10 protein-coding genes and 1 pseudogene are annotated in these 13246 nt (G+C 63.7%); 8 read left to right on the top strand and 3 right to left on the bottom strand.

Features of this window, described 5'->3' with window-relative positions:
- The first annotated feature begins 14 nt into the window (after nt 1-14).
- Nucleotides 15-971 (top strand): zinc ABC transporter substrate-binding protein ZnuA, encoded by a 957-nt coding sequence (gene znuA / locus DGA31_RS16970; RefSeq protein WP_109513412.1) that lies wholly within the window; start codon nt 15-17, stop codon nt 969-971.
- 193 nt (nt 972-1164) lie between these two features.
- Here the strand turns inward: znuA and DGA31_RS16965 are convergent, their stop codons facing one another.
- Entirely contained in the window at nt 1165-2115 is a 951-nt protein-coding gene (locus tag DGA31_RS16965) for a homoserine kinase (RefSeq protein WP_109513348.1), read from the bottom strand.
- Between the two features lie 36 nt (nt 2116-2151).
- On the bottom strand, nt 2152-2439 hold the full coding sequence (locus DGA31_RS16960; protein ID WP_056841040.1) for a DUF2782 domain-containing protein: 288 nt from the start codon (nt 2437-2439) through the stop codon (nt 2152-2154).
- Nucleotides 2440-2513: 74 nt separating this feature from the next.
- On the opposite strand from DGA31_RS16960, the gene polA reads away from it, so the two are divergent.
- Entirely contained in the window at nt 2514-5276 is a 2763-nt protein-coding gene (polA, locus tag DGA31_RS16955; protein ID WP_109513347.1) for a DNA polymerase I, read from the top strand.
- A 497-nt stretch (nt 5277-5773) separates the two neighbouring features.
- Here polA and yihA read toward each other — a convergent pair whose 3' ends face one another.
- Entirely contained in the window at nt 5774-6418 is a 645-nt protein-coding gene (yihA, locus tag DGA31_RS16950) for a ribosome biogenesis GTP-binding protein YihA/YsxC (protein WP_056841042.1), read from the bottom strand.
- Nucleotides 6419-6688: 270 nt separating this feature from the next.
- On the opposite strand from yihA, the gene DGA31_RS16945 reads away from it, so the two are divergent.
- The 6 genes and pseudogenes from DGA31_RS16945 to DGA31_RS16920 all read left to right on the top strand — a co-directional run.
- A complete protein-coding gene (locus tag DGA31_RS16945) occupies nt 6689-7303 on the top strand; it encodes a c-type cytochrome (RefSeq protein WP_109513345.1) in 615 nt (204 codons plus the stop codon).
- 233 nt (nt 7304-7536) lie between these two features.
- Nucleotides 7537-8181 carry a thiol:disulfide interchange protein DsbA/DsbL gene (locus tag DGA31_RS16940; RefSeq protein WP_056841044.1) on the top strand — a complete coding sequence of 215 codons (645 nt, stop codon included), beginning with the start codon at nt 7537-7539 and terminating at the stop codon, nt 8179-8181.
- A gap of 9 nt (nt 8182-8190) precedes the next feature.
- Nucleotides 8191-9075, top strand: coding sequence for an endonuclease/exonuclease/phosphatase family protein (locus tag DGA31_RS16935; protein WP_109513344.1), 885 nt, complete (start codon nt 8191-8193; stop codon nt 9073-9075).
- Nucleotides 9072-11345 (top strand): GGDEF domain-containing protein, encoded by a 2274-nt coding sequence (locus tag DGA31_RS16930; protein ID WP_109513343.1) that lies wholly within the window; start codon nt 9072-9074, stop codon nt 11343-11345. The genes DGA31_RS16935 and DGA31_RS16930 overlap by 4 nt, the downstream gene beginning before the upstream one ends.
- A gap of 92 nt (nt 11346-11437) precedes the next feature.
- Nucleotides 11438-12217 (top strand): N-acetylmuramoyl-L-alanine amidase, encoded by a 780-nt coding sequence (locus DGA31_RS16925; protein WP_056841047.1) that lies wholly within the window; start codon nt 11438-11440, stop codon nt 12215-12217.
- Between the two features lie 141 nt (nt 12218-12358).
- Nucleotides 12359-13216: pseudogene (locus DGA31_RS16920) on the top strand (EAL domain-containing protein); the annotation flags it as partial.
- Between the last annotated feature and the right edge of the window lie 30 nt (nt 13217-13246).

Raw genomic sequence — 13246 nt, 5'->3', positions numbered from 1 at the left:
TATGAGTGTTTCTCGTGCGCCGACTTTTTACGTTTTTACTATTGGCTGCCGGCGTCTCGGCCGCTGCCAGCGCCCAGGCCGACGTCAAGGTCCTGACCAGCATCAAGCCGCTGCAGCTGATTGCTGCGGCGGTGCAGGACGGTGTCGGCCAGCCCGATGTGCTGTTGCCGCCCGGTGCATCGCCGCATCACTACGCCCTGCGTCCATCCGACGTACGGCGGGTGGGTGAGGTCGATCTGCTGTACTGGATCGGCCCGGACATGGAAGGCTTCCTGCCGCGAGTACTGGGCAATCGCAGCCTGCCCACCGTGGCGGTGCAGGATTTGCCCGGCATGAAGCTGAGGCATTTTGCCGCCGACCAGACCTCGCATGCCGATCATGACCATGAGCATGACGACCACGATCATCAGGACCCGGGTTATGAGGAGCACGACCACGATCATCGTCCCGGCAGCCTGGATTCGCACCTGTGGCTGTCGACGGTCAACGCGCGGGTGATCGCCGCGAAGATGGCCACCGACCTGAGTGCCGCCGACCCGGCCAATGCCGCCCGCTATGCCAGCAATGCCAAAGCCTTCGAGCAGCGCCTCGATGCACTGGATACACGCATCAAGGCGCGGGTCAGCGGTGTAGGCGACAAGCCGTGGTTCGTGTTTCACGAAGCCTATGACTACTTTGAACAGGCCTACGGCCTCAAGCACACCGGGGTGTTCAGTGTCGCCAGCGAAGTGCAGCCAGGCGCGAAGCATGTCGCCGCGATGCGTGAGCGCCTGAAAGAAGCGGGCACAACGTGCGTGTTCAGCGAACCGCCGCTGCGCCCGAAACTGGCCGAGACCCTGACCGCCGGGCTGCCGGTCAAACTGGCCGAACTCGACGCGCTGGGCGGCTACACCGAGGCCACCGCCCGGGGCTATGAGCAGTTGCTGGAAAAAATCGGCAACGACCTGGCCGGCTGCCTGGAAAGCCTCTAGTACTCACATGCCCTTTTCGCGACCGTGGGGCGCTGCCACAGCGTCAAGCCCCACAGCCAGGCGCCATACGACCTCGTAGGAGCGACCAACGGTCGCGAATGCAGTCTGCCAGGCAAAAAAAGCGGTTGAACGTACCTGCTTTTTCGCGACCGTGGGGCGCTCTCACAGGGTCACGTCCTGCAGCCAGTACCGGTTACAGCGCCATCGGCAACGCCAGGCTCACATCCTGGCGCTGTTGCAGGCGTTGTTCGAATTCGGCCGGGTCGTGGATCAGCACGTCCTGCCCGGCAAAGGTCTCGGCGGCGATCAGGCGTGACAGCCAGAAGCGCACGCAGGCAATGCGCAGCATCACCGGCCATAGCTGCGCTTCGGCGGCGGTGAACGGTCGACGGGCCGCGTAGGCGCCCAGGAAGGCCCGGGCGCGGGGCAGGTCCAGTTGGCCGTCAGCGTGGGAACACCAATCGTTCAGGGCAATGGCCAGGTCATACAGCATCGGCCCCGAGCAGGCATTGTAGAAATCGATCACCCCGGTCAGGTGCGTGCCTTCGAACAGCGCGTTGTCGCGGAACAGGTCGGCATGCAGGTTGGCGCGCGGCAGCGCCAGGATCGCGGCAAAGTGTGTTTCGATCTCTTGCAGCGTAGCGTCCAGCAAGGCGGCCTGCGCTGCGCCCAGGTGCGAAAGAAAGTTGCGTCCCTCGCTGAGCATCCACTCCAGACCCCGGTCGGTCTTGCGCTCCAGCACCTTGTCGCGGGTGGCCAGGTGCAGGCCGGCCTGCAGCTCGCCGATGGCGATGCAGTGCTGGGCGTTGGGTTGCTGGATGTGCTTGCCCGACAGGCGTGGCTGCAGCAACGCAGGCTTGCCCTTGAGCGCGCGCAGGGCCGTACCTTCTGTGGTGCGCAAGGCGTAGGGCACCGGCAGGTCGGCGTCATGCAGCACATCGAGCAGGTCGATGAAGAACGGCATTTCCTGCACCGGCCCGCGCTCGACCAGGGTCAGGACGAACTCGCCCTGCTCCAGGCTGATGAAGTAGTTGGTGTTCTCGCTACCGGCGGCGATGCCCTGATAGTCAAGCAGGCGACCAAGCCCGTAAGCCGAAAGAAAGGTTTCCAGCTCGGGCCGGGTCAGGGGGGTAAAGACGGACATATCAGCGACTGCCAGCTCAAATAATGAATGTAAGGGTTACCAGCTGAATATTTCCCACTGCGGGATCAGCATGTCCGGTTGGTCCGAACGAATGAAGTTGGGACTGGTGCCATCGGCACGGACCAGAAAATACGGCTTGCCGTGCTTGGGTGTGATCTTGACCGCATACAGAAAACCATTCTGGCGATACTCCTGAATGGTCCGGTCACCCTCGGTACGGATCGTCACTTCCGGGTCGGCGGACGGTGCTTCCTCTGCCGCCATCGCCATCAAGGGCGCGCTCAGCAGTACGCAGGTCACGAACAGGCGATTGAGCGTGCGCATGATAACCTTGTCCTTTTGTTGTCTACGGTCCACGCATTCTAGCGCCGACCCCGCCGAAAAGGTTGATTCTGCTCATGAGCCAAGCACCCCTCGTCCTGGTGGACGGTTCGTCCTACCTGTACCGCGCCTTTCACGCCCTGCCGCCACTGACCACCTCCAAGGGCTTGCCCACCGGGGCGGTCAAGGGTGTGCTGAACATGCTCAAGAGCCTGCGCAAGCAGTATCCGGGCAGTCCGTTCGCGGTGGTGTTCGACGCCAAGGGCGGGACCTTTCGCGACGAGCTGTTTGCCGACTACAAGGCCAACCGGCCGAGCATGCCCGATGACCTGCGGGTGCAGGTCGACCTGTTGCACGCCTGCGTGAAAGCCCTGAGCTACCCGTTGCTGTGCGTCGAAGGGGTCGAGGCCGACGACGTGATCGGCACCCTGGCGCGCAGCAGCGCCGCCGCCCAGCGCCCGGTGATCATCTCGACCGGCGACAAGGACATGGCGCAATTGGTCGACGGCCACATTACGCTGGTGAACACCATGACCGGTAGCGTGCTGGACGTGGCTGGCGTGAAAGAGAAATTCGGCGTCGGTCCCGAGCACATCATCGATTTCCTGGCGCTGATGGGCGACAAGGTCGACAACATTCCCGGCGTGCCGGGCGTGGGTGAGAAGACCGCCACTGCCCTGCTGACAGGCATCGGCGGCGGGCTGGCCGAGCTGTATGCCGACCTCGACGCCGTGGCCGCCCTGCCGATCCGCGGCGCCAAGACCCTGGGCGCCAAGCTGGCCGAGCACCGCGACATGGCGTTTCTGTCCTATGAGCTGGCGACCATCAAGATCGACGTGCCACTGGAGGTGAAACTCGATGAACTGGTGATCGGCGAGCCGGACCGCGAAAAGCTCATCGAGCTGTACACCGAGCTGGAGTTTAAGAGCTGGATCAACGATGTGGAGCGCGATGCGCGCCGCTCCGGCCAGGAAATCGTCCAGCCCGAGGTGGCGCCCAGCGACCACACCGGCTACGAAACCATCCTCGACCAGGCGCGCTTCGACGCCTGGCTGGAAAAACTGAACAAGGCCGAACTGATCGCCTTCGACACCGAGACTACCGGCCTTGATGCGCAGAAGGCGCAACTGGTCGGCCTGTCGTTTGCGGTCAAGCCCGGTGAAGCGGCCTATATCCCGCTGACCCACTCTTACATGGGCGTGCCCGACCAACTGGACCGCGACACCGTGCTGCGGGCGCTCAAGCCGCTGCTTGAGGACCCGGCCAAGGCCAAGGTCGGGCAGAACGCCAAGTACGACATCAATATCCTCGCCAACTGCGCCATCGGCGGTGACCACGCCAACGGCATCACCGTGCGTGGCGTGGCGTTCGACACCATGCTCGAGTCCTATGTGCTCAACTCGGTGGCCACCGCCCACGACATGGACAGCCTGGCGCTCAAGTACCTGGGCCAGAAGACCATCAGCTTCACCGAGATCGCCGGCAAGGGCAAAAAACAGCTGACTTTCGACCAGATCGCCCTGGAACAGGCCGGCCCCTATGCCGCCGAAGATGCCGACGTGACCCTGCGGCTGCACCAGGTGCTGTCTGAAAAACTCAAGGCCGAAGCCGGCCTGGGCACGGTGTTGAGCGACATCGAGATGCCGCTGGTGCCGGTGCTGGCGCAGATCGAGCGCGAGGGCGCGCGGGTCGACGCCAACCTGCTCGGCGTGCAGAGCGTCGAGCTGGGCAACAAGATGGTCGAGCTGGAGCGCCAGGCCTTCGAGCTGGCCGGCGAGGAATTCAACCTCGGCTCGCCGACCCAACTGGGCAAGATCCTCTACGACAAGCTGCAACTGCCGGTGCTGGGCAAGACGCCGACCGGCAAGCCGTCGACCTCCGAGGAGGTGCTGGTCAAATTGTCCGAGCAGGGCCATGAACTGCCCACGCTGCTGCTGCAGTACCGTTCGATCAGCAAGCTGAAAAGCACCTACACCGACACCCTGCCGGGGCAGATCAACCCGCGCACCGGGCGTGTGCACACCTCCTACAACCAGGCTGGCGCGGCCACCGGGCGTTTCTCGTCCAGCGAACCGAACCTGCAGAACATCCCGGTGCGCACCGCCGAAGGCCGGCGCATTCGCCAGGCCTTCATCGCCTCGCCGGGCTACAAGCTGCTGGCAGCGGACTATTCGCAGATCGAACTGCGGATCATGGCCCATCTGGCCAAGGACGAAGGCTTGCTGCACGCCTTCCAGAACGGCCTGGACGTGCACCGGGCCACTGCCGCCGAGGTCTTCGGTGTCGAGCTGGATCAGGTGACCAACGACCAGCGCCGCAGCGCCAAGGCGATCAACTTCGGTCTGATCTACGGCATGGGCGCCCAGGGCCTGGCGCGGCAGATCGGCGTCGACGGCAAGCAGGCCAAGGCCTACATCGACCGTTACTTCGCCCGCTACCCCGGCGTGCGCGAGTACATGGAACGCACCCGTGAGCAGGCCGCCGAGAAAGGCTATGTCGAAACCCTGTTCGGTCGACGCCTGTACCTGCCGGACATCAACTCCAACAAGCCGCAACTGCGCGCCGGTGCCGAGCGCACGGCGATCAACGCGCCGATGCAGGGCACGGCCGCCGACATCATCAAGAAAGCCATGGTGGCGGTGAACACCTGGCTCAACGAATCAGGCCTGGACGCCCGGGTAATCCTGCAGGTGCACGATGAACTGGTGCTGGAAGTGCGCGAGGACCTGGTCGAGCGCATCAGCGAAGAGATTCGCCCGCACATGAGCGGTGCCGCGCAACTGGACGTGCCGCTGGTGGTGGATGTGGGCGTGGGTGATAACTGGGACGAGGCACACTGATACAGATCAGCCTGCGGGAAGGCGCTCTGCTCGCGACAGGGCCGGTAAAGCCTGTGCATCTGTTGCGTGTGTAACACCGTAATCGCCGGCAAGGCCCATACACCTGCTGCGCCTGTTACATAGCCATCGCCAGCCGTTGCCGCCTCCCACAGGTCTTGTGCCTGGCACAAGATCCGGGATTTCATCGAACATTGCGGGAGGGCGCTCTGCTCGCGATGGGGATGAGGCAGGCGATAAAAATGCGGCAGGTTCGCTGCCGCTATCGCCAACAGAGCGGCCTCTCACCATGCCGAGCGGGCAACATGAACATTTGTTCATCTCAGGAACTTAGCGCCCCAGGGCCCGGTCAGAGTTCACGATTGGCTCGCAAGGCCTTTCATGCTCCTATGTTGTGTTAAGTGTTGGCAGATATCCGGACCCCTCCCTGAGGGTCTGGACCTTGAACCCCGAACTTCCCCCTCCCCATACGAAGTCCGGGGTTTTTTTTGCCTGCAGATCTATTCGGTGACGGCAACCGGCGCTTTGTCCGGCAGTTCGAGCCAACCGGCCAGCCTGGTATAGGCTTCTTCAAGGCCTGTGCGTTTGGGGGCCGAGAACAGCTGGATGGTCACGCTGTCGCCCCAGCCCTTGCGGATCTGTGCCTGGACCTTGAGCAGGGTGTTCTTGGCCGCGCCGTGGGTCAGCTTGTCGGCCTTGGTCAGCAGGATATGCATCGGCATGCCGCTGGCCACCGACCAGTCGAGCATCATGTTGTCGAAGTCGGTCATCGGGTGGCGCACGTCCATCAGCAGGATCACGCCCTTGAGGCTTTCGCGGCTGCCCAGATAGGCTTCCAGGTGACGCTGCCAGTGTTGCTTGAGCGGGATCGGCACCTTGGCGTAGCCATAACCGGGCAGGTCGACCAGGCGCCGCTCGTCGTCCAGGCGGAAGAAGTTCAGCAACTGGGTGCGCCCCGGGGTTTTCGAGGTGCGGGCCAGGCTGGCGTGGGTCAGGGTGTTCAGGGCGCTGGACTTGCCGGCGTTGGAGCGGCCGGCAAACGCCACTTCGAAGCCCGCATCATCGGGGCACTGGTCGACCTTGGCGGCGCTGAGCATGAACTTGGCTTGCTGGCAGAGGCCGAGGATGGGGTTCTTGAGTTGCATGTGATTTCCGGTAATGGCCCTGCTGCAAGGGGTGCGGCAAGAGGTGTCAGGTGCATTGAAGCGAGAAACGGACGTGTGCACCGCGTGCGCGCAGTTTTTACACATTCCGGTGCGCATTAGACCGCAGTCCGCTTTCAACCTGAAAGGTTTTTGCTGAGCAACCCGCCCAAGGGTGGGGCCGGCCGACGTGAAAATGGCCAAAGACGGCACTGACAGCGCGTGAGCCTGCACTGCCTGACGTTTCACTCTATAGCCGATGTGGATGACCCGATGAACACACTGCTTGCAAGTCTGCTGTTGGCCCTGGGAACCTGCGCCTCGGTGCAGGCGGCAGGCCTGGTGGGCAATGCCGAGGCCGGCCAGGACAAGATAGCCGTCTGCACGGCCTGTCATGGCCCGGACGGCAACAGCCCGCTGGCCAGTTTCCCCAGGCTCGCCGGTCAAGGCGAGCGCTACCTGCTCAAGCAACTGCGCGAGATCAAGAGTGGCCAGCGCGTGGTCCCGGAAATGACCGGCCTGCTCAATCCGTTGAACGACCAGGACCTCGCGGACATGGCTGCCTGGTACGCCCGCCAGAAACCCGCCGTAGGCGCCGCCGACCCCGCGCTGGTCGCCCGTGGCCAGGCACTGTTTCGCGGCGGCAAGCCGGAGCAGGGCGTGCCGGCTTGTACCGGCTGCCACCTGCCCGATGGCAGCGGCATTGTGTCGGCCGGCTTCCCGCGCCTGGGTGGCCAGCACGCCGACTACATCAAAAGGCAACTGATGGCCTTTCGCGAAGGCCAGCGCGTCAACGACGGTGACACGCAAGTCATGCGCACCATCGCCGGGCGCCTGAGCACCCAGGACATCGAAGCGCTGGCCCAGTACATCCAGGGCTTGCATTGAGCCGCGGCTCGATCGCCATCCGCAGGACCCGCAGGACCGGCTTCAGCCGGGAAAGCCACACCACCGACCCAGGCCTTTCCCCGCTGAAGCGCATCCCAGCCCGCCCGCCAAAAAAGCCTGGCCTGGTCTACCCTTTTTTCTGACCGCCAGCGTTACACTACCGAACTCGCTGGGTGCCGGCCGGTCGAAAAGCCGTCGCTGCACGCGATCCCTATTCTGCTCAGGAGTAAAGCATGCGTAACCTGATTCTCAGCGCCGCCCTGGTTGCCGCCAGCGTGTTTGGTATGACCGCACACGCCGCCCAGCCAGTCGTGGCTGACAAACCGTACGTCGAGCTGAGCAGTGCCGTGCCGGTGGCCGAACCTGGCAAGATCGAAGTCGTCGAGCTGTTCTGGTATGGCTGCCCGCACTGCTACGCGTTCGAGCCGAAAATCAATCCATGGGCTGAAAAACTGCCGTCCGACGTCAACTTCGTACGCATTCCTGCCTTGTTCGGTGGCCCGTGGGACGCTCACGGCCAGATGTTCATTACCCTTGAAACCATGGGCGTGGAGCACGAGGTGCATGCCGCCGTATTCGATGCCATCCAGAAGCAGCGCAAGCAACTGGTCAAGCCTGAAGACATGGCCGAGTTCCTGGCGACCCAGGGCGTGGACAAGGAAAAATTCCTCCAGACGTTCAATTCCTTCGCTGTCAAAGGCAAGATGACCCAGTACAAGGAACTGGCCAAGAAGTACGAAGTGACTGGCGTACCGACCATGATCGTCAACGGCAAATACCGCTTCGACCTCGGCACCGCCGGTGGACCTGATGGCGCACTCAAGGTTGCCGACGAGTTGATCGCCAAAGAACGCGCCACTGCCAAGTCCGGCCAGTAAGCCGCTGCCATGCGCCGCTGGGGCAGAGGTACCGAACGTGTCGCCGGCCCGCGTGATGCGCGGGTCAACGAAGACCACCTGACCGACAGCGGCCTGCCGGATGACGGCCGCCTGCGGCTGCTCAGCTTCAATATCCAGGTGGGCATCACGACCCAGCGCTACCACCATTACCTGACCCGCAGCTGGCAGCATGTGCTGCCGCACGGGGGGCGCTCCGGCAACCTGCAGAAGATCGGCCAACTGATCGGCGACTTCGACCTGGTGGCCCTGCAGGAAGCCGACGGCGGCAGTCTGCGTTCGGGTTATATCAACCAGGTCGAGCACCTGGCGCAACTGGGCGGTTTCCCGTACTGGTATCAACAGCTCAATCGCAACCTGGGGCGCCTGGCGCAGCACAGCAACGGCGTGCTCAGCCGCCTGCGGCCCTGGGCGATCGAAGACCATCCGTTGCCCGGTCCGGCCGGGCGCGGCGCCATTCTCATGCGCTTTGGTGAGGGAGAGGATGCGCTGGTGGTGGTGATGATGCACCTGGCGCTGGGTGCGCGTACCCGGACCTTGCAACTGGCCTACATTCGCGACCTGATCGGCGATTATCGCCACCAGGTCCTGATGGGCGACATGAATACCCATGCCGTCGACCTGCTGGAACATTCGCCCTTGCGCGACCTGGGCCTGCTGGCTCCGCAGATCGAGGCCACGTTCCCGAGCTGGCGGCCGCAACGCTGCCTTGATCATATTCTGCTCAGCCCGACCCTGACCCTGGAACGGGTTCAGGTGCTGGCCCAGCCCATTTCCGACCATTTGCCCGTGGCGGTCGAGATTCGCCTGCCCGCCTCGCTGCGAGGTGACCACCTGCCTGTGCCCAGCACGCTTGATGGCGGATCGCCCACATGAGTGACGACGCCGAGCGTTGGAAAGAGAAATACCTCAAGGGCATCGAACAACAGGACCGCTTGGAAAAGCGTTGGCAGGCGCGGCTCGACTTGCTGCGTCGGGGGCTGGTGCGCAGCAGCCTGGCGGCTGAAGGTACCGACCGGGCGGTCGACGCCTGCATGAAGGAAATCCGCGAGATCGTCCGCAAGGACGATATGGACGCCGGGCTTGCCGGCCTGATTCCGCGCCTGGAAAAAGCCGTGCTCGACTCCGAACAGCGCCGCGAGGTGCGGATCGGGCAAATCAGCAGTGCGCTGACCGAGCTGGTGGCACAGTTGCAGGCCCTGCCCCTGCCCCGTGAGGTGCGCAAGCCGCTCAAGCGCTTTGCCAAGGGCCTTGAGGAACGCGCCGGTCAGGCCCGTGAGCTGCCCCTGTTGCTCGGCGAACTCAAGGAGCTGCAAAGCAAGGCCCTGGGAGCGCTCGAGCACAAGGATGAACCGCATCGTCCGGGTCTGTTGCAGCGTCTGTTCGGCAGTCACGATCAGCCTGCCACTGCCACTGCCACTGCCACTGCCGAGCCTGCTTTTGCCAGCGTCCTGGCCGCTGCCCAGACAGCGCCGCCGGCACCGGCCAATGACACGGCGGCCCCGCAGGATGACCCGCTGGATGATGAGCCGGCTCCGACGGTGGCGAGTCCGGTAGCAGAGCCGGCGCCTCTGGCCCCTTTACCGCCGGCAGCCGCCCCGGCCTTGCAGGCTGCGGCGATGGTCGATACGCCTGTGCCGTCGGCGTTGCCCGCTGAGCCGCAGCCAGCAGCCGCTGTGGCCGAAAGTACGCTTGTCGAGCCTGCCGGCAGCCCGTTGCCCACCGTTTCCGATGCCGAGCCTGTCGACCCGCCCGCCGTGGCGGCCGAGCCTGAAGCACGGCATGACGAGCCCACGCCAGCATCCGCCCCGGCCCTGGCCCACGAGTTCGATACGTCTGTAACTGAAGCCGAGACTATCGAGCCCGAGCCCGAGCCCGAGCCCGAGCCTGTCGCCGGCCCGGTATCTGACGTACCTGTGCCTGCCGGAAGTGCCGAAACCGGACTTGCAGTCGCGCCCGGCACGCCCGAACCTGAAGCCGAAGCCGAAGCCGAAGCCGAAGCCGAAGCCGAAGCCGAAGCCGAAGCCGAAGCCGAAGCCGAAGCCGAAGCCGAAGCCGAAGCCGATCCCGATTACGCCCTGCCCGCCTCCACCGAACCCAGCTACAGCTCGGTGGCCGCGCATATCGAGCAGACCCTGCTGGGGCTGCTGGGCGACCTGAACCTGCCCGAACATCATCGCCCACAAGCCGAAGCCCTGCGCCAGCGGCTTGAACATGGGCTTAACTGGTACGAATTGCTGCCGATCCTCGATGACCTGGCAGTTTTCATGCTGGCGATCACCGACAGTGGCCAGCATGAGTTCGAGGCTTATCTCAAGCAGCTCAACCAGCGCCTGGATTATTTCCAGAGCAGCCTGCAGGTGGTCAGCGACGGGCATGCTGCCAGCCATTCCTCGGCTCGCCACTTTGACAGTCAACTGCGTGAACACGTCGATGATCTGCAAACCAGCGTGCAGGACGCCTCGGACCTGTCCAGCCTCAAGCGTGTCCTGGAAAATCGCCTCGAAGGCCTGATCGGCGCGATGGACGCCCATCAGCGCCAGCGTGACGAGCGTGAGCGTGAAGTGGCCGAACGTCTGCAAGGCCTGGCCACTCGAGTGGCGAGCATGGAGCAGGAAGCGCTGGGGTTTCGGGCCAACCTCGAAGAACAGCGGCGCAAGGCGCTGATCGACCCGCTGACCGGGCTGCCCAACCGTGCCGCCTGGGGCGAGCGCCTGGAGCGCGAAGTCATGCTCTGGCAGCAGAACAAAAACAGCCTGCTGCTGTGCATGATGGACCTGGACCATTTCAAGCGCATCAACGACAGCTACGGGCACCTGGCCGGCGACAAAGTGCTGAAGATCGTCGCCAAAGCCCTGCACAAGCACTTGCACGGTCGCGGCTTCCTGGCCCGCTTCGGCGGTGAGGAGTTCGTGCTGTTGATGCCGGCCACGCCCGTCGACACAGGCCTGCAGTTGCTCGATGAATTGCGTGCCACCGTGGAGCGTTGCCCTTTCCACTTCAAGGGCGAGCCGGTCACCATCACGGTGTCGATCGGCATGACCGTGCTGCGCAGTGGTGAACGCAGTGACGTGGCGCTCAAGCGTGCCGACCAGGCCCTGTACCGGGCCAAGGAAAGCGGTCGCAATCGGGTGGAACAGGGCTGACGGAAACATGTCGTAGGCATCGACGTCACGCGTCAGGTGGCGGCTCCGTTATCATGGCGCGTCTTGTGCCACTTACCAGTAGTAGTCCCTCTATGAAGTTGTTTTTCGCTGCCTTGTCGTTGCTCGTCCTGTCCGCCTGTTCCAGTGGTCCGAAGCTGGATACCCGCCACCCTTCGGTCAACTTCGACAACCGTATCCAGTACGTGGTCCTGCACTACACCTCCGCGTCCCAGGAGCAATCCCTGAAATTGCTCACCCACGGTCAGGTCAGCAGCCATTACCTGATCGGCGATGACAAGGCGGCCACCATTTTCAAGCTGGTCGACGAAAGTGCCCGCGCCTGGCACGCCGGCGACAGTTCATGGGAGGGCCGGACCTGGCTCAACTCCAGCTCCATCGGCATCGAAATCGTCAATCCGGGCTTCACCGACAGTCCGACCGGCCGGCTCTGGTATCCCTACAGTGAAGCGCAGGTGCAGGCGCTGATCGTCCTGCTCAAGGACATCGTCAAGCGCAATGGCATGCCGGTCAAAAACATCATTGGCCACAGCGACATTGCCCCGATGCGCAAGCTCGACCCTGGTCCGTTGTTTCCATGGAAGCGCCTGGCCGAGGCAGGCCTGGGCATCTGGCCCGACGAACGGCAAGTCGCGCAGCGCCAGGCTGCGCTGGCCTACGCGCTGCCCGACATGCTCTGGTTTCAGCAGCAACTGACACGCCTGGGTTACACCACGCCGCAGACCGGCGTGCTGGACGTCGAAACACGCAACGTTCTGGCGGCGTTCCAGATGCGCTTCAGGCCGGCGCGTTACGACGGTGAGCCAGATGCCCAAAGCGCCGCCATCCTGCAGGTGCTCAACAAGACGCACTGAGCGGCGCCATGACAGCGTGCCATTGGCCGGCGCGTTGCTATACCTGAGGGTGACTCCCTCACGTGCAGCACCACCATGCGTCTTGCCTCCCTGATCCACCACCCCTGGCGACTGGCTTTGCTGGTCGCCGCATTCAGCGCGCTGCTGTCGGCCAGCCTGCTGATTGCCCTGTGCAATGGCACGCTGGCCTGGCTATGGGTGCGCCGACGCACGGCGCCGCGTCGTGCGCTGGACGCTGCGTTACGCCACGGTGAAATCAAGGTGCTGTACCAGCCGATCTTCACGCTCGACACCCGCCAGTGTGTCGGTGCCGAGGCACTGGTTCGCTGGAAACGCGCCGATGGCACCGTCACCCACCCGGACCTGTTCATTCCACTGGCCGAGCACACCGGGCAGATCCGTCAGATCACCGATTTTGTCCTGCGCCGCCTGCTCGAGCAGCTTGGCTCGTTGCTGCGCAATCATCCGCATTTGTATGTCTCGGTGAACCTGGCCGCGTGCGATGTCATGAGCCCGCGCATCGGCCGGGTGGTTGGCCGCTTGCTGGCCCGGCATCAGGTGGCGGCGCGACAGATTGCCTTCGAGGTGACCGAACGCAGCCTGGTCGATGCCATGAAGGCCTGCAATCACCTGCAAAATCTGCGTGAGCGTGGCCATAAAGTACTGATCGACGACTTTGGCACCGGGTACTGCAGCCTGGCGTATCTGCAGAGCCTGCCGGTGGACTGTCTGAAAATCGACAAGGCATTCATTGATGCGCTGGGCCATGACGCGGCCAGCAGTGGTGTGGCTCCACATATCATTCGCATGGCCCATGCCCTGCAATTGCGGGTCATCGCCGAGGGCGTGGAGTTCGAGTCGCAGGCTGTGTTGCTGAGCGGCGAAGGCGTGATGCATGGCCAGGGCTGGCTGTTTTCACGTCCCGTGACCGCGGCTGCGCTGGTCGAGCTGGTCAACGGCGGGGGTTATATGGACACCCCCGAAAAAGGCGTGGCGTAGGGCAATAGCTTTTAATACCACCCCTATTGC

The organism is Pseudomonas ovata, from assembly GCF_003131185.1.
Lineage (GTDB): Bacteria > Pseudomonadota > Gammaproteobacteria > Pseudomonadales > Pseudomonadaceae > Aquipseudomonas > Aquipseudomonas ovata.
Note: the sequence above shows the minus strand (reverse complement) of the source record. Positions and strands in the feature narration are given on the sequence as shown.

Coding starts and splice junctions, on each gene's coding strand:
- DGA31_RS16965 (WP_109513348.1), bottom strand. CDS start 2,115: ATGTCCGTCTTTACCCCCCTGACCCGGCCCGAGCTGGAAACCTTTCTT.
- DGA31_RS16960 (WP_056841040.1), bottom strand. CDS start 2,439: ATGCGCACGCTCAATCGCCTGTTCGTGACCTGCGTACTGCTGAGCGCG.
- polA (WP_109513347.1), top strand. CDS start 2,514: ATGAGCCAAGCACCCCTCGTCCTGGTGGACGGTTCGTCCTACCTGTAC.
- yihA (WP_056841042.1), bottom strand. CDS start 6,418: ATGCAACTCAAGAACCCCATCCTCGGCCTCTGCCAGCAAGCCAAGTTC.
- DGA31_RS16945 (WP_109513345.1), top strand. CDS start 6,689: ATGAACACACTGCTTGCAAGTCTGCTGTTGGCCCTGGGAACCTGCGCC.
- DGA31_RS16940 (WP_056841044.1), top strand. CDS start 7,537: ATGCGTAACCTGATTCTCAGCGCCGCCCTGGTTGCCGCCAGCGTGTTT.
- DGA31_RS16935 (WP_109513344.1), top strand. CDS start 8,191: ATGCGCCGCTGGGGCAGAGGTACCGAACGTGTCGCCGGCCCGCGTGAT.
- DGA31_RS16930 (WP_109513343.1), top strand. CDS start 9,072: ATGAGTGACGACGCCGAGCGTTGGAAAGAGAAATACCTCAAGGGCATC.
- DGA31_RS16925 (WP_056841047.1), top strand. CDS start 11,438: ATGAAGTTGTTTTTCGCTGCCTTGTCGTTGCTCGTCCTGTCCGCCTGT.